Raw genomic sequence first — 15,218 nt, forward strand, 5'->3', positions numbered from 1 at the left:
GCGAGCTGAAGGCGCCGATCGTGATCGGGCGCGACCACCTCGACACGGGCTCGGTGGCGAGCCCGAACCGCGAGACGGAAGCGATGAAGGACGGCTCGGACGCGGTCAGCGACTGGCCGCTGCTCAACGCGCTGCTGAACACGGCGGGCGGGGCGTCGTGGGTGTCGCTGCACCATGGCGGCGGGGTCGGCATGGGCTTCTCGCAGCACTCGGGCGTGGTGATCGTGGCCGATGGCACGGATGCCGCGAAGGAGCGCCTGGGCCGCGTGCTGTTCAACGATCCGGCCACGGGCGTGATGCGTCACGCCGATGCCGGCTACGAACTCGCGCAGGAAACCGCGCGCGAGGCCGGCCTCAAGCTGCCGATGCTGGGGCGCTGAGCGAACGCACCATGACTCATCCGCTTCGACTTTCGCTGATCCGGGCCGAACAGCTCGTCGCCTCGCCGTGGAAGAACGGCGGCGGGGTGACGCGCGAAATCGCGGCGCAGCCGCCGGGCGCCTCGCTCGACGGTTTCGCGTGGCGCGTGAGCGTCGCCGACGTGGCGCAGCCCGGCCCGTTCTCGCGTTTTCCCGGCATCGATCGCACCCTGGTGCTGCTCTCGGGCGCGGGCATGAGCCTGATCGGCGAGGACGGCGCGCGGCGCCTGCTGGCCGCGCCGCTCGACCGCTTCGACTTCGACGGCGAGCTGGCCTTGTCGGCCGAGCTGAACGACGGCCCGACCCGCGACTTCAACCTGATGACGCGGCGCTCGGCCGTGACGGGGCGTGTCTCGATCCTCGCCGATGGCGCAGGCATCGATTCGAGCGCCGCGACCGTGCTGCTGTTCTGCGCGATCGGCACGCCCAGCGTGTCGATCGACGGCGCGGGCGAGGCGGGAAGCGTCGTGCTCGGCGCGCTCGATACCTTGCGCATCGATGCGCAAGGTGCGCCGGGCACGGCTATCACTGGCTCGGTGCGCGGCGAAGGCGCGCTGCTCTGTATCGAACTGACTCCGAAGGCGGCCGGGACGGCCGCATGAACCAGGGCTGCATGAAACGATGACTCCCATTGTCTGGCATCAACTGAATCTCTGCGCCTCGGGCGATCCCGAGGAGACGATTGCCGACGCGGCGCTGGCCGTCGACGCCGACGGCACGATCGCCTGGCTCGGCCCGCGCGCGGCGCTGCCCGACGCCTACGCCGGCTGGGCGCGTGAAAGCCTCGGCGGCGCCTGGGTCACCCCGGGCCTGGTCGACTGCCACACGCACCTGGTCTATGGCGGCCAGCGCGCCGACGAGTTCGCGCTGCGGCTGGCCGGCGCCAGCTACGAGGAAGTCGCGCGGCGCGGCGGCGGCATCGTCTCGACGGTGCGCGCGACGCGCGAGGCCGACGAGGCGACGCTGTTCGCGCAGGCCGCGGCACGGCTCGCGCCGCTGCTGGCCGAGGGCGTGACGGCGATCGAGATCAAGTCGGGCTACGGGCTGGAGCTGGCCAGCGAGCGCAAGATGCTGCGCGTGGCGCGCCAGCTCGGCGAACGCTTCCCGGTCGACGTCTACACCACCTTTCTCGGCGCGCATGCGCTGCCGCCCGAATACGCGGGGCGCGCCGACGACTACATCGATCTCGTCTGCGACACCATGCTGCCGGCGCTGGCCGCCGAAGGGCTGGTGGATGCCGTCGACGTGTTCTGCGAACGGATCGGCTTCTCGCTCGCGCAGAGCGAGCGCGTGTTCGAGGCCGCGCACCGCCACGGGCTGCCGGTCAAGATGCATGCCGAGCAGTTGTCGAACTCGGGCGGCACGGCGCTGGCTGCGCGTCATGGGGCCTTGTCGGCCGACCACATCGAGTATCTCGACGAGGCCGGCATCGAGGCGATGAAGGCCGCCGGCACGGTGGCCGTGCTGCTGCCGGGCGCCTATTACTTCATCCGCGAGACGCAACTGCCGCCGCTCGATCTGCTGCGCCGCCACGGCGTGCCGATCGCGATCGCCACCGATCACAATCCCGGCACCTCGCCGCTCACCTCGCTGCTGCTGACCATGAACATGGGCTGCACGCTGTTCCGCATGACGGTGCCCGAGGTGCTGCTGGGCGTGACGCGCCACGCGGCCGCCGCGCTCGGCCGCGCCGACCGCCACGGCCTGCTGGCGGCGGGGCGCGCGGCCGACTTCGCGGCCTGGCCGGTGGCCTCGCTGGCCGAGCTGGCCTACTGGTTCGGACGTCCGCTCTGCGAGCGTGTCGTCAAGCGCGGCGCGACCGTGTTCCGTCGCGACGCCGTGTAATTTCGAAGGGATCCTCACGATGAATCAGGCAATGCTGTTTGCCGAGAACGCCTTCCTGCCCGGCGGCTGGCAGCGCGACGTGCTGCTGGGCTGGGACGAGCGCGGCATGCTCACCGAGGTGCGCGCCGGCGTGGCATGCCCGCAAGGCGTCGCGCGGGCGCGCGGCCCGCTCGCGCCGGGCATGCCCAACCTGCATTCGCACGCCTTCCAGCGCGCGATGGCCGGGCTCACCGAATACCGGGCGAATCCGTCCGACAGCTTCTGGAGCTGGCGCGACCTGATGTACCGCTTCGCGCTGAAGCTGACGCCCGACGCGCTCGGCGCGATCGCGCGCTGGCTCTATGTCGAGATGCTGAAGTGCGGCTACACCTCGGTCTGTGAATTCCACTACGTCCATCACATGCAGGATGGCGAGCGTTATCCGCGCCAGGAGGAGCTGGCGCGGCGCGTGGTCGACGCGGCGCGCGAGACCGGCATCGGCATCACCATGCTGCCGGTCGCCTACCAGTACAGCGGCTTCGGCGAGAAGCCGCCGCGCGAGGACCAGCGCCGCTTCATCAACACCTCGGAAGGCCTGCTCTCGCTGCTCGATTCGCTGCGCTCGGCCGTGCCCGAGCATGAGGGGCTGCGCTACGGCATCGCGCCGCATTCGCTGCGCGCGGTCTCCGAGCCGGGGTTGCGCGTGCTGCTGGCCGGGCTGCCGGCCGATGCGCCGGTGCATATCCATATCGCCGAGCAGACCGCCGAGGTCGAGGATTGCCTGCGCACCACCGGCATGCGCCCGGTGCAGCGGCTGCTCGACGGCTTCGAGGTCGATGCGCGCTGGTGCCTGGTGCACGCGACCCATGTCGACGAGGCGGAAACCGCCGCGCTGGCCGCCAGCGGCGCCGTGGCCGGCCTGTGCCTGACCACCGAGGCGAATCTGGGCGACGGCATCTTCCCGGCCGTCGACTACCTCGCCAGGAAAGGCGCGATCGGCATCGGCTCGGACAGCCATGCCAGCGTCGACTGGCGCGCCGAGCTGCGCCTGCTCGAATACGGCCAGCGGCTGGTGCGTCGCGAGCGCAACGTGCTGGCCGACGCGGCGCAGCCGCATGTCGCCGACATGCTGTTCGCGGCCTCGCTGGAGGGCGGCGCCCGCGCCAGCGGCCGGCCGGTCGGCGCGCTGCGCGTGGGCAGTCGCGCCGACTGGATCGTGTTCGATCCCGATCACCCCAGCCTGATGGAGCGCGGCAGCGACAACTGGCTGTCGGGCGTGGTGTTCGCCGAGCATGGCGACACGCCCGTGCTCGACGTCTATACCGGCGGCGAGCGCGTGGTCGATGCGCGCCGCCATCGCGACGAGGCGGAGGCCTATGCCGGCTACCGCCGCGCGCTCGCGGAACTGCTGCGCTGAACGGCGCGCCCCTCGACAAGGATCTCGAACCAATGAATGCCGTTGCTGAACCCGCCGTTTTCACCCTGCACCAGGGCAGCGTGCCGCTGCTCGTCTCGATTCCTCATGCGGGCACGCGCCTGCCCGAGGATATCGCGCGGACCATGACGCCCGTGGCCGCCCACGTCGACGATTGCGACTGGCACCTCGAACGCCTGTATGGCTTCGTGCGCGAGCTGGGCGGCTCGGTGCTGGTGCCCGCCAACGCGCGCTACGTGGTCGACCTGAACCGGCCGCCCGACAATGCGAACCTGTATCCGGGCCAGGACACCACGGGGCTGGTGCCGGTCGATACCTTCGACAAGGAAGCGCTGTATCCCGCCGGCGGCCAGCCCGACGAGGCGGAGATCATGCGCCGCCGCGATCGCTACTGGCTGCCGTATCACACGGCGCTGAAGGACGAGATCGCGCGGCTGGCCGCCGAGCATGGCCGCGTGCTGCTGTGGGAGGCGCATTCGATCCGCTCGCAGGTGCCGCGCTTCTTCGAGGGGCGGCTGCCCGATTTCAACTTCGGCACGGCAAACGGCGCGAGCGCGGCGCCGGGGCTCGGCGAGGCGCTGGCCGAGGTGGTCACGCGCCATGGCGCCTATACCGCCGTGGCCAACGGGCGCTTCAAGGGCGGCTACATCACGCGCCAGTATGGAGCGCCCGATGCGAAGGTCGACGCGGTGCAGCTCGAGCTCGCGCAGATCACCTACATGGACGAGACGCGTCCTTATGCCTACGACGAAGGCAAGGCCGATGCGGTCGCGCCCTTGCTCGAAACGCTGCTGAAGACGGCATTGGCGTATCGCTGATCCGGCATCGGCTGACGGCGCGATAAAAAGCGGCGCGTTGCCCGAGAAGGGTGACACGCCGCTTTGTCTTGCCGATCGCCCGCAGGCTCAGCGCAGCCGGATCAGCGTCGATTTCAGCTCGGTGTATTTCTCCAGCGCATGCAGCGACTTGTCCCGGCCATTGCCGGATTGCTTGTAGCCGCCGAACGGGAAGTTCATGTCGCCGCCCTCGTCGTAGCAGTTGACCCAGACGGTGCCCGCGCGCAGCCGCCGCGATACCTCGTGGGCGGTGCCCAGGCTGCCGGTCCAGACGGCGGCCGCGAGCCCGTAGTCGCTGTCGTTGGCGATCCGGATCGCCTCGTCGACCGTGTCGAACACGATCACCGACAGCACCGGCCCGAAGATCTCCTCGCGCGCGATCCGCGTATTCGCCTCGGTCTCGAACACGGTCGGCTCGACATAGAGACCGCCGCTGTCCTGCTTCACGCGCTTGCCGCCCGTCAGCAGCCTGGCTTCGGCCTGCCCCGTCTCGATGTAGCCGAGCACCCGCTCGAGCTGGATCGGATCGATGATCGCGCCCATCGAGGTGGCGGGGTCGAGCGGATGGCCGGGCTGGTAGGCCTTGGCGGCTTCCAGCAGCTTGGCGACGAACAGCTCGCGGATCTCGCGGTGCACCAGCAGGCGCGAGCCGGCCGTGCACATCTCGCCCATGTTGTAGAAGATCGCGCCGGCCGCGGCGGCCGCCGCGCGGTCCAGGTCGGGGCAATCGGGCAGCACGATGTTCGGCGACTTGCCGCCTAGCTCCAGCCAGACGCGCTTGAGGTTCGACTGGCCGGCGTATTGCATGATCTGCTTGCCGACCGCGGTCGAGCCGGTGAACGCCAGGCAATCGACGTCGCGATGCAGCGCCAGCAGCTTGCCCGGCTCGCCGCCGCCCGGCAGCACGTTGAACACGCCGGCGGGAATGCCGGCGTCGAAGGCCAGCTTGGCGACGCGGATCGCCGTCAGCGGCGATTTCTCCGAAGGCTTCAGCACCACGCTGTTGCCGGCCGCCAGCGCCGGCGCGAACTTCCAGGCCGCCATCAGCAGCGGAAAATTCCAGGGCACCACGGCCGCCACCACGCCTACCGGCTCGCGCGTGACGAGCCCGACCAGCTTCGGATCGACCGGCGCGACCTCGCCGCCGATCTTGTCGATCGCCTCGGCGAACCATTCGACGCAATAGGCGGCGCCGGGGATGTCGACCGAGGTGGTATCGGCGATCGGCTTGCCGGCGTCGATGGTTTCGAGCACGGCCAGTTCGTCCTGGTGCTCGCGCAGCGCGGCCGCGAAGCGCAGCAGGATGGTGCGGCGCTCGCGCGGCGCGAGGCCGGACCAGCCGCCGCCGTCGAAGGCGCGGCGCGCGGCGGCCACGGCGGCATCGACGTCCTCGGCGCCGCTGTCGGCGATGTGGGCGAGCACGCGGCCGTCGATCGGGCTCACGCAGTCGAAGCGGCGGCCGCTCGCGGCATCGCGATAGGCGCCGTCGACGAAGGCGCGACCCTCGATCTCTAGCGAGGCGGCGAGTCGCTGCCAGTCGGCGAAGGTATGGGTCATGGGCGGGTCCTGTTCAGTGAGGCTCGGCGCGCGGCCGCGCGGTCGAGCGCTGGATGGATCAATCGGTCGGCGGCGTGGCGGCCGAGACGAATTCGCAGCGCGTATCGGCGCTCGGGTTGCGGAAGCGATGGGGCAGGCGACCCTCGAAATAATAGCTGTCGCCCGGATCGAGCCGCCAGGTGCGGCCCGAGACGATCAACTCCAGTTGCCCGGCCGTGACGATGCCGCCGAGCTGCCCCGGATGCTGGAGCGGTTGCTCGCCCGAATCGCCGAGCGGTTCGTAGACCTGACGAAGCAGGGTGATCGCGCGCTCGCGCACGGTCGCGCCGGCCAGGTAGCGCGGCGTGGCCTCGTCGCCGAGATTCGGCATCTCGTCGCGGCGCCACACCACCGGCGCATCGTCCTCGAACTCGAAGGTGAAGAACTCCGCCAGGCTCATCGGGATGCATTCGAGCAGCTTCTTGAGCGAGCCCACCGAGGGGCTCACGCGGTTCTGCTCGATCAGCGAGATGGTGCCGTTGGTGACGCCCGCGCGCTTCGCGAGTTCGCGTTGCGACAGGCCGTGCTTCTTGCGGATGAACTGCAGGCGCGTGGCTACTTCGACGGACATCGGACGGCTCCGGCTCGCCGGCGGCGAGCGGCTGGACGGTTCGGAATCCGGACGATGCGCGGCTGGAAAAATCGTCGTGAGGCCGCTGTCGGCTCGCCGGGGCTGTCGAATATTTTAAGCGGGCTGGCGACGAACGGGCTCAGGGTAAATACCTGGCTTGGAATTTTGAAAGGCGATTGACGCCGTCCGGGAATACGTTAAGCTAAACCCCAGCAAGCCGTCATGCCGATCACTCTGGCCCGAATGACGCCAGTTTGCGCGACTCGCGCAGTGCACCGATCGCCACCGACGGCCAGCCGGCGTGTCGAGCGCTCGTGCGAATCCATCTCCCGCGGGGCTCGACGCGTTCAATACTTTAAACAGTCAGTCGAGTGTGATCGTGAGAGTCCGAGGCCCCCTGGTCAGTCGGGACCGAAGTCGGTACGCGGCATCGCCGCGTGGCGCCGTGTCCCCCGAAACCGGCTGCGGCGAGTATCGCGCTAGCCCAAGCCTGCCTATCTTCGTCGTCATTTCCCGGCGTTGCGTGCGCCGTTTCAATGTCGGCACGGCCCGTGCGCACAATGCGCTGCGGCCGTATCACGCCGCTTCGTTGTTGCCCTAGCGCCTCGATTCCTGCTTCCGGCCCCGTGCGTGCCGCGCTTGCGCGCTCGCATGCGCCGGATTGCCGTTCCCGCATCGCGGGCGCTTGCCCTTGCATCCCGCCGAGCCGGCATGCAGCGCTGGCCCACCGCGACTGCCCATGCAGATCCGAACCGTCGCCGCGCGGCCGCTCCGGCGCGCGCGGTTGCCGCGAAGACGCGCGTCCGCCCGCTTGCCGCGAGGTGGTGCGTGCCGTCGCGTGCATCGAACCGGAGGCAGCAAGATGATCCAACACCTTCCCGGGAGGCCCCGGGTCGCCATCAGCGCCGATCGCTCGATGGCCGGCCCGCACCCGGTGCATTCCGCCGGCGAGAAATACATCGACGCGGTGGTCGACGGCGCCGGCGCGCTCGCCTTCGTGCTGCCCGCGCTCGGCGATCGCCAGCCGGTGGACGACCTGCTCGCCTCGATCGACGGGCTGCTGCTGACGGGCAGCTATTCGAACGTCGAGCCGCATCGCTACGCGGGCGTCGCGAGTGCGCCCGGCACCTTGCACGACGCGGCGCGCGACGCCACCACGCTGCCGCTGATCCGCGCCGCGATCGAGGCCGGCGTGCCGGTGCTGGCGCTCTGCCGCGGCCTGCAGGAACTGAACGTGGTGTTCGGCGGCAGCCTGCATCAGCGCGTGCAGGAGCTGCCCGGTTTCCTCGATCACCGCGAGGACAAGTCCGCGCCGCTCGATCGCCAATACGGGCCCGCGCATGCGGTGCGGCTCGCGCCGGGCGGCTTGCTGGCGCGGCTCGCGGGCGGCGCGGCCGAGGTCCAGGTCAATTCCTTGCATGCGCAAGGGATCGATCGGCTCGGCGACGGGCTGACGATCGAGGCGGTCGCGCCCGACGGGCTGATCGAGGCGGTCGGCGTGCGCGAGGCGCGTGCCTTCGCGCTCGGCGTGCAGTGGCATCCGGAATGGCAGTTTGCGCGGAACCCGCTGTCGCGGGCCATTTTTTCGGCGTTCGGCGAAGCCTGCCGGGCCCGAAGACGTATCGCGGCCTGACAGGCCGCCGTGTGCCGGCGCGTCCAAGGAACACGAACGCGTCGGTGCCCACCCAACGAGGCTCCTATGCAAGACCTTGACGACTTCATGAAGCAGCACCGGATCACCGAGGTAGAGGCGATCATTCCGGACATGGCCGGCATCGCGCGCGGCAAGATCATCCCGCGCAACAAGTTCGAGACCGGCGAATCGATGCGGCTGCCGCAGGCCGTGATGGTGCAGACCGTCACCGGCGATTATCCCGAGGACGGCTCGCTGTCGGGCGTGACCGATCCCGACATGGTGTGCGTGGCCGATCCCTCGACCATCTGCCTGATTCCGTGGGCGGTCGACCCCACCGCCCAGGTGATCCACGATTGCGTGCACTTCGACGGCTCGCCGGTGGCGATCTCGCCGCGCTACGTGCTGCGCCGCGTGCTCGACCTGTACCGCGAGAAGGGCTGGCGCCCGGTGGTGGCGCCCGAGCTCGAGTTCTACCTGGTCGAGATGAACAAGGACCCGGACCTGCCGCTGCGCCCGCCGGTGGGCCGTACCGGCCGCGCCGAGACCGGCCGGCAGTCCTACTCGATCGAGGCCGTCAACGAGTTCGATCCGCTGTTCGAGGACATCTACGAGTACTGCGACATGCAGGGGCTCGATATCGACACGCTGATCCATGAAGTCGGCGCCGCGCAGATGGAGATCAACTTCCAGCACGGCGATGCGCTGTCGCTGGCCGACCAGGTGTTCCTGTTCAAGCGCACCGTGCGCGAGGCCGCGCTGCGCCACAACATGTACGCCACCTTCATGGCCAAGCCGATGGAGAACGAGCCGGGCTCGGCGATGCATATCCACCAGAGCATCGTCGACGTCGAGAGCGGCCGCAACCTGTTCGTCGACGCGAAGGGCGAATCGACCGACATGTTCCGCCACTACCTGGCCGGCCTGCAGAAATACACGCCGGCGCTGATGCCGATCTTCGCGCCTTACATCAACTCGTATCGCCGGCTGTCGCGCTTCATGGCCGCGCCGATCAACGTGCAATGGGGCTACGACAATCGCACGGTGGGCTTTCGCATCCCGCATGCGGAGCCGGCCGCGCGCCGCATCGAGAACCGGATTCCCGGCGTCGACTGCAACCCCTACCTGGCCCTGGCCGGCACGCTCGCGGCAGGTTACCTGGGCATCACCCAGGGGCTGCAACCCACCGCGCCGCTCGCGGCCGACGGCTACAGCCTGCCGTACCAACTGCCGCGCAACCTGGAGGAAGGGCTCACGCTGATGGCCGCCTCGACGCCGCTGGCCGAGATCCTCGGCGAGAAGTTCGTGAAGGCCTACCTGGCGCTGAAGGAAACCGAGTACGAGGCGTTTTTCCGCGTGATCAGCTCGTGGGAACGCCGTCATCTGCTGCTGCATGTCTAACGCAATCGCGGCGCCCGCGCGCCGCCTAACGGAGGACCCATCATGACCCAACGCATCGGCGAATCCGCCTATGTCCAGACCGTGCGCGCACCGGCCAAGGCCGCCGCGCGTTCGAGCGCCGAATATCGCGCGCTCGACGCGGCCCACCACCTGCACCCGTTCTCCGACATGGGCGCGCTCAATCGCGCCGGCAGCCGCGTGATCGTGAGCGCGCACGGCGTGCATCTGCAGGATTCCGATGGAAATCGCATCATCGACGGCATGGCCGGGCTGTGGTGCGTGAACGTCGGCTACGGCCGCGAGGAGCTGATCGAGGCTGGCGCGCGGCAGTTGCGCGAGCTGCCGTTCTACAACACCTTCTTCAAGACCACGCATCCGCCCGTGATCGAGCTCTCGGCCCTGCTCGCCGAGATCACGCCGCCGGGCTTCAATCATTTCTTCTATTGCAACAGCGGCTCGGAGGGCAACGACACCGTGCTGCGCGTGGTGCACCAATACTGGCTCACGCAGCGGCAGCCCGGCAGGAAGTACGTGATCTCGCGTCGCAACGGTTATCACGGCTCGACCATCGCGGGCGGCACGCTCGGCGGGATGGACTACATGCACGAGCAGATGCCCTCCAAGGTCGAGCACATCGTCCATATCGACCAGCCGTATTTCTTCGGCGAGGCGCCGGCCGGCCAGACGCCCGAGGAGTTCGGTCTGGCGCGCGCGCGGCAGCTCGAGGAGAAGATCCTCGAACTCGGCGCCGATCAGGTGGGCGCCTTCATCGGCGAGCCGTTCCAGGGCGCCGGCGGCGTGATCCTGCCGCCCTCGACCTACTGGCCCGAGATCGAACGGATCTGCCGCAAGTACGACGTGCTGCTGATCGCCGACGAGGTGATCGGCGGCTTTGGGCGCACTGGCGAATGGTTCGCGCACCAGCATTTCGGCTTCACGCCGGACCTGATGACGCTCGCCAAGGGGCTCACCAGCGGGTATGTGCCGATGGGCGCCGTGGCGCTGTCGGACCGCATCGCCAATGCGCTGATCGAGAACGGCGAGTTCAACCACGGCATGACCTATTCGGGCCATCCGGTGGCGGCGGCGGTGGCGGTGGCCAACCTGAAGGTGTTGCGCGACGGCGGCGTGGTCGAGCGCGTGAAGCGCGAGATCGGGCCGTATTTCCAGCAGCGCCTGCGCGAGGCGCTGGACGGCAGCCCGATCGTCGGCGAGATCAGCGGAGCGGGCCTGGTCGCCGGCATCCAGCTCGCCGAGGACCGGGCCGCGCGCCGCCGTTTCGCGAACGGCGGCGAGGTCGGCACCCTCTGTCGCGACCATTGCTTCAACGGCAACCTGGTGATGCGCGCGACGGGGGACCGGATGCTGCTGTCGCCGCCGCTGGTGGTCTCGAAGGAGGATGTCGACGAGATCGTCGAGAAGGCCGCGCGCGCGATTGCCGCGACCGCGAAGCAGATCGGCGCGGCTTGAGGCCGTTGTTCTCGAGGCCGGCGTCGCGCGGCCGCGGCTGCGCGACGCGCGATTGTTTCGCATTGTCAAAGATGCGTCGCGTGGCGACGACGCTCGTCGCGATGCCGGGATGGATCGTCTATGCTGATTGAAAGGGCCGGCCGGTCGAGGCCGGCCTCTCGCATCAACGAACACGATCCGGAGGGCATCACGATGAGGTGGAACTGGCGGGCCAGCGGCGCGGTGACGGTGCTGACGACAACGATCGCGATTGCGGGATGCGCGTCGTCGGAGCCGCAGAAACCGATCTATCGCGACATGTGGGCGTCGGTGCCGTCGCCGGCCGCGGGGCAGGGACGCATCGTCTTCTTCCGCAGTTCGGCCAAGCTCGGCGGCGCGAGCGGCGACCAGGTGAAGGTCAATGACAAGCCGGCGGGTGTGATGCCCAATGGCGGCTTCTTCTATCTGGACGAACCGGCGGGGCAATACACGATCACCACCTCCAGCGCGCCCGACAAGCCATTGACGGTCGACGTGGCGCCGGGGGAAACCAGGTATGTGCGGATGCAGGTGCCGTTCGCGCTGATCGCGGGGCCGCTCACGCCCTCGCTCGAGCGCGAGCCGGGCAAGGCGCGCGAGGAATTGTCGATGCTGCGGTATGTCGGGAGCGGGCCGGGGAGCGCGGTGGCGAAGACGCAGTAGGGCGCGGGCAGGTATGGCGAAGAGAAAACGGCTCGAATCCTGGGATTCGAGCCGTTTTTTTATGTTGTCGTAAATGACCTCACTTTCGCAAGCATGCCATGACGTTAGCGAAAGGCACGATGTATTATTGATCGTGCTTCATTCTTTTATAGGTCATGTCATGCAAACGCTGGATGTATCTCAGGCTGTCGCTGCAGTCCATGCTGGCGGCGTTTTGTCCGCTGTTCTCAAGGCCGAGGGCGCTGCATTCTATGTCGAGCTCGAAACGCGAAATGCCGGGATGGCCGCGCTGGTAACGTCGAACAAGCGCCAGCCACGTGCATTTAGAAACCCGCTCAAAGCCCTGGAAGTCATCCACGAACTCGGCTTGCAATCGGGGCGTTTCGTGCTCGAGGCCTGGCGACCGGATGAAGCCGCCATCGAGCGATCCAGTCGTCCGGATCGCGCGGCCGCGATGAAGCAGACGCATGCGAATGCGGCTGCCTACGACCAATGGTTACGCGAGCAGGTGCAGGAATCCATCGACGACCCCCGTCCGAACCTGGACCATGAGGCAGTCGTGACGAAGGCCCTCGCCCGCGTCGACGCGATGCGCAAGGGAAAGCGTGGCAAGACTTGAATGGCGCCCACTGGCCGAGGCGGATCTACTGGACATCCTGGAGTACATCGGCAAGGACGATCCGGACGCTGCCTTGGCCTTGGTGGAAATGATGCGCGAGAAGGTGAACGGCTTGGCAATCTATTCGAGGATCTACCGGGCTGGGCGCGTTGCCGGAACGAGAGAGATGGTGGTCCACCCGAACTACTTGATTGTCTATCGCATCGATGCCGATGTGGTGACTATCCTCCGGATCAAGCATGCGCGACAACAGTGGCCGTCATGATTCGAGAGGTGCGCCGAAATGAAAAAAGCCCTGCAAGTGCAGGGCTTTTTTCATGCCTGAATCGGCGAATTCTTTGGTGGGCGGTACTGGGATCGAACCAGTGACCCCTGCCGTGTGAAGGCAGTGCTCTACCGCTGAGCTAACCGCCCAAAGAGCCTTGAATTATGACGGGGCTTCGTTACTGCGTCAAGCCTTATTTTCGTCTCATTCCATCCGGCGGGATGCGATCCGTGCCTTGGCAGTGCCGTAACGCGAATCGAGGCGTGATTCTAGCGTCATCGTTCACTTTTTTCCAGCGTTATTTTGCATGAATGTGAATTTGTCGCCGGAGCGCGGGATGGCGCGGTATGGCGGAAGGCAGCCGGCGTCGAACCGATGGAGTCGAACGCGTCAGGGCTGGCCGATCGGCATGCCTTGGCGAGGTGCTGGGACGAGGGAGAGAGAGGGAACAGCGGAAGAGGGGAGGACCCGTCCGCGCGGCGCCAATGCACCACGCGGACGAAGCAGGGAAAGCAGGGAAGGCGATCAGCCCTCGGTCGGCGGCACGAAGCCGGCGGCCTGGTCGGCACCGTCGCCGAAGAAATACTTCTCGGTCTGCTTGACCAGGTACTGGCGCGCGCGCGGGTCGGCCATGTTCAGGCGGTTCTCGTTGATCAGCATCGTCTGCTGCTTGAGCCAGCCCTGCCAGGCTTCCTTCGAGACGCTTTCATAGATGCGTTTGCCGAGTTCGCCCGGCAGCGGCGGAAAATCGAGGCCTTCGGCTTCCTTGCCGAGCTTGGCGCATTGAACCATACGGGTCATCGTTGACTTCTCCTGTGATCGACTGGGGTGGCGCGCGTCGCGCCGCTCAGAGGTGCTTCATCAGCACGAGCGACTTGCGCTGCCAGTTATAGAGTTTGCGGCGGTCCTCGGGCAGGTCGTCGACGGTCGCCTTGACGAAGCCGCGCTTGAGGAACCAGTGTTCGGTGCGGGTGGTGAGCACGAAGATGCGCGTGAGGCCCCGCGCGCGGGCGCGCTGCTCGATGCGCTTGAGCAGGCGCTCGCCGTCGCCCGAGCCCTGCGCCTCGGGCGCCACGGTCAGGCAGGCCATCTCGCCGATCTTCTCCTGCGTATACGGATAGAGCGCCGCGCAGCCGAACAGCACGCCATCGTGCTCGATCACCGAGAAGTGGTCGATGTCGCGTTCGATCTGGTGGCGGCCGCGCCGTACCAGGGTGCCATCGGTCTCGAGCGGCTCGATCAGCGTGAGGATGCCGCCCACGTCGTCGGGCGTGGCTTCGCGCAGGCTTTCCAGGTTCTCGTACGAGATCATGGTGCCCACGCCGTCGTGCAGGAACAGTTCGAGCAGCACGCTGCCGTCGAGCGAGTAGGGCAGCAGATGCGCCCGTGCCACGCCGCCGCGGCAGCCGCGAACCGCGTGCTTCAGGTAGAAGGCCTCGTCGCCCTGCACATTGCCGGAATCGAGCAGGTCGGCGGCCGCGTCGAGCGACATTTCGCGGATCAGCTCGCCGTCGCCGTCGAGCACGCCCGGCGCCTCGGTCAGGAAGATCAGCTTGTCGGCGCGCAGCGCGATCGCGGCAGCCGAGGCGACATCCTCCATCGACAGGTTGAAGGCTTCGCCGGTCGGCGAGAAGCCCAGCGGCGAGAGCAGCACCAGCTTGCGGCTGGCCAGCGAGTGGCGGATCGATTCCGCATCGATCTTGCGCACCACGCCGGTGTGCTGGAAATCGACGCCGTCGAGAACCCCGACCGGGCGCGCCGTGACGAAGTTGCCCGACACCACGCTGATGTGGGCATGCGCCATCGGCGAATTCGGCAGGCCCTGGCTGATCGCCGCCTCGATGTCCAGACGCACTTCGCCGGCCGCCTCCTTCGAGGATTCGAGCGCGCGCGCGTCGGTGACGCGCAGCCCGTGCGAGAACTCCGATTCCACCCCGTGCAGGCTCAGCTGTTCCTCGAGCTGCGGCCGCGAGCCGTGCACCAGCACGATCTGGATGCCCATCGCCTGCAACAGGGCGATGTCGGCGACCAGCGCGTTGAGCAGCCCCTGCTGCACCACCTCGCCGCCGAAACCGACCACGAAGGTGCTGTTGCGAAACTTGTGAATATAGGGCGCGACGGAGCGCATCCAGTCGACGAACTGGGCGTGGCTGATCGCGGTCGCGTCGACGGGCGACGGCGCCGGGGCGGCGGGGAGGTCGGTTTGGGAATTCATGGGCGGGATTATAATGCGCCCCCATGTCGAATGTACCCAAAAGCTCCGCACCGAAGCACCCGGATGCGCAGGCCGGCGAACGCGCGCAACCGGCGGCGTCCCCCGCGTCCCCCTCGTCGCAATCGCAGCCGCCGCGTCGTGCGCCGCAAGCCGCGCCCTCGGCGCCTTCCCCCTCCGCTCGAGACACCCGCCCGGGCCAGGCACAGCCCGAGCGGCCCCCGCGCGCGCCGCGCCAGGAGCGCGAGACCGGCGC

At 68.1% G+C, this 15,218-nt stretch carries 15 protein-coding genes, 1 tRNA gene and 1 pseudogene; 12 read left to right on the top strand and 5 right to left on the bottom strand.

The genetic code is table 11. The annotated features are described in order from the left end of the window. The 5 genes and pseudogenes from F3J18_RS29785 to hutG form a co-directional block, all read left to right on the top strand. Positions 1 to 380 (top strand): annotated as a pseudogene (locus F3J18_RS29785) (urocanate hydratase); the annotation flags it as partial. 11 nt (positions 381 to 391) lie between these two features. Then, entirely contained in the window at positions 392 to 1,021 is a 630-nt protein-coding gene (locus tag F3J18_RS29790) for a HutD family protein (RefSeq protein ID WP_166915743.1), read from the top strand. Between the two features lie 19 nt (positions 1,022 to 1,040). Beyond that, a complete protein-coding gene (gene hutI, locus F3J18_RS29795) occupies positions 1,041 to 2,264 on the top strand; it encodes an imidazolonepropionase (protein ID WP_166915745.1) in 1,224 nt (407 codons plus the stop codon). Between the two features lie 19 nt (positions 2,265 to 2,283). After that, positions 2,284 to 3,660: a formimidoylglutamate deiminase gene (locus tag F3J18_RS29800; protein WP_166915747.1), complete on the top strand. Its 1,377-nt coding sequence runs from the start codon at positions 2,284 to 2,286 to the stop codon at positions 3,658 to 3,660. Positions 3,661 to 3,692: 32 nt separating this feature from the next. Continuing rightward, positions 3,693 to 4,496 (top strand): N-formylglutamate deformylase, encoded by an 804-nt coding sequence (hutG, locus tag F3J18_RS29805; RefSeq protein ID WP_025101739.1) that lies wholly within the window; start codon positions 3,693 to 3,695, stop codon positions 4,494 to 4,496. Positions 4,497 to 4,583: 87 nt separating this feature from the next. Here the strand turns inward: hutG and F3J18_RS29810 are convergent, their stop codons facing one another. Next, positions 4,584 to 6,071: an aldehyde dehydrogenase gene (locus tag F3J18_RS29810; protein ID WP_036049960.1), complete on the bottom strand. Its 1,488-nt coding sequence runs from the start codon at positions 6,069 to 6,071 to the stop codon at positions 4,584 to 4,586. 58 nt (positions 6,072 to 6,129) lie between these two features. Then, on the bottom strand, positions 6,130 to 6,681 hold the full coding sequence (locus tag F3J18_RS29815; RefSeq protein ID WP_013698781.1) for a cupin domain-containing protein: 552 nt from the start codon (positions 6,679 to 6,681) through the stop codon (positions 6,130 to 6,132). A gap of 54 nt (positions 6,682 to 6,735) precedes the next feature. Here F3J18_RS29815 and F3J18_RS38605 point away from each other — a divergent pair, with 54 nt between their 5' ends. From F3J18_RS38605 to F3J18_RS29845, 7 genes are all read left to right on the top strand, one after another. Continuing rightward, positions 6,736 to 6,861: a hypothetical protein gene (locus tag F3J18_RS38605; RefSeq protein ID WP_275691149.1), complete on the top strand. Its 126-nt coding sequence runs from the start codon at positions 6,736 to 6,738 to the stop codon at positions 6,859 to 6,861. Positions 6,862 to 7,543: 682 nt separating this feature from the next. Beyond that, positions 7,544 to 8,314 (top strand): gamma-glutamyl-gamma-aminobutyrate hydrolase family protein, encoded by a 771-nt coding sequence (locus tag F3J18_RS29820; protein ID WP_166915749.1) that lies wholly within the window; start codon positions 7,544 to 7,546, stop codon positions 8,312 to 8,314. A gap of 66 nt (positions 8,315 to 8,380) precedes the next feature. Further along, positions 8,381 to 9,715, top strand: a complete 1,335-nt coding sequence (locus F3J18_RS29825) for a glutamine synthetase family protein (RefSeq protein ID WP_013698778.1) — start codon at positions 8,381 to 8,383, stop codon at positions 9,713 to 9,715. A 42-nt stretch (positions 9,716 to 9,757) separates the two neighbouring features. Continuing rightward, positions 9,758 to 11,185, top strand: coding sequence for an aspartate aminotransferase family protein (locus F3J18_RS29830; RefSeq protein ID WP_166915751.1), 1,428 nt, complete (start codon positions 9,758 to 9,760; stop codon positions 11,183 to 11,185). 222 nt (positions 11,186 to 11,407) lie between these two features. Continuing rightward, complete coding sequence (locus F3J18_RS29835; RefSeq protein WP_345891773.1) at positions 11,408 to 11,866, top strand: DUF2846 domain-containing protein; 459 nt, start codon at positions 11,408 to 11,410, stop codon at positions 11,864 to 11,866. 160 nt (positions 11,867 to 12,026) lie between these two features. After that, the gene (locus F3J18_RS29840; RefSeq protein ID WP_025101745.1) at positions 12,027 to 12,485 is read left to right on the top strand and encodes a hypothetical protein; all 459 of its coding nucleotides are present in this window, start codon (positions 12,027 to 12,029) and stop codon (positions 12,483 to 12,485) included. Positions 12,486 to 12,495: 10 nt separating this feature from the next. After that, entirely contained in the window at positions 12,496 to 12,750 is a 255-nt protein-coding gene (locus F3J18_RS29845) for a type II toxin-antitoxin system RelE/ParE family toxin (protein WP_025101746.1), read from the top strand. 74 nt (positions 12,751 to 12,824) lie between these two features. Here the strand turns inward: F3J18_RS29845 and F3J18_RS29850 are convergent. The 3 genes from F3J18_RS29850 to argA all read right to left on the bottom strand — a co-directional run bounded on the left by F3J18_RS29850 (position 12,825) and on the right by argA (position 14,965). Further along, positions 12,825 to 12,899 (bottom strand) — tRNA-Val (locus F3J18_RS29850). Positions 12,900 to 13,275: 376 nt separating this feature from the next. Then, positions 13,276 to 13,551, bottom strand: a complete 276-nt coding sequence (locus F3J18_RS29855) for an oxidative damage protection protein (protein ID WP_013698775.1) — start codon at positions 13,549 to 13,551, stop codon at positions 13,276 to 13,278. Between the two features lie 46 nt (positions 13,552 to 13,597). Continuing rightward, entirely contained in the window at positions 13,598 to 14,965 is a 1,368-nt protein-coding gene (gene argA, locus F3J18_RS29860; protein ID WP_025101747.1) for an amino-acid N-acetyltransferase, read from the bottom strand. Positions 14,966 to 15,218 lie beyond the last annotated feature (253 nt).

The sequence above is a fragment of the Burkholderia sp. Ax-1720 genome, from assembly GCF_011753035.1.
Lineage (GTDB): Bacteria > Pseudomonadota > Gammaproteobacteria > Burkholderiales > Burkholderiaceae > Burkholderia > Burkholderia gladioli.

Bases quoted from the DNA above. Each gene is read 5' to 3' on its own strand.
- F3J18_RS29790 (WP_166915743.1), top strand. From the start codon at position 392: ATGACTCATCCGCTTCGACTTTCGCTGATCCGGGCCGAACAGCTCGTC.
- hutI (WP_166915745.1), top strand. From the start codon at position 1,041: ATGACTCCCATTGTCTGGCATCAACTGAATCTCTGCGCCTCGGGCGAT.
- F3J18_RS29800 (WP_166915747.1), top strand. From the start codon at position 2,284: ATGAATCAGGCAATGCTGTTTGCCGAGAACGCCTTCCTGCCCGGCGGC.
- hutG (WP_025101739.1), top strand. From the start codon at position 3,693: ATGAATGCCGTTGCTGAACCCGCCGTTTTCACCCTGCACCAGGGCAGC.
- F3J18_RS29810 (WP_036049960.1), bottom strand. From the start codon at position 6,071: ATGACCCATACCTTCGCCGACTGGCAGCGACTCGCCGCCTCGCTAGAG.
- F3J18_RS29815 (WP_013698781.1), bottom strand. From the start codon at position 6,681: ATGTCCGTCGAAGTAGCCACGCGCCTGCAGTTCATCCGCAAGAAGCAC.
- F3J18_RS38605 (WP_275691149.1), top strand. From the start codon at position 6,736: ATGCGCGGCTGGAAAAATCGTCGTGAGGCCGCTGTCGGCTCGCCGGGG.
- F3J18_RS29820 (WP_166915749.1), top strand. From the start codon at position 7,544: ATGATCCAACACCTTCCCGGGAGGCCCCGGGTCGCCATCAGCGCCGAT.
- F3J18_RS29825 (WP_013698778.1), top strand. From the start codon at position 8,381: ATGCAAGACCTTGACGACTTCATGAAGCAGCACCGGATCACCGAGGTA.
- F3J18_RS29830 (WP_166915751.1), top strand. From the start codon at position 9,758: ATGACCCAACGCATCGGCGAATCCGCCTATGTCCAGACCGTGCGCGCA.
- F3J18_RS29840 (WP_025101745.1), top strand. From the start codon at position 12,027: ATGCAAACGCTGGATGTATCTCAGGCTGTCGCTGCAGTCCATGCTGGC.
- F3J18_RS29855 (WP_013698775.1), bottom strand. From the start codon at position 13,551: ATGACCCGTATGGTTCAATGCGCCAAGCTCGGCAAGGAAGCCGAAGGC.
- argA (WP_025101747.1), bottom strand. From the start codon at position 14,965: ATGAATTCCCAAACCGACCTCCCCGCCGCCCCGGCGCCGTCGCCCGTC.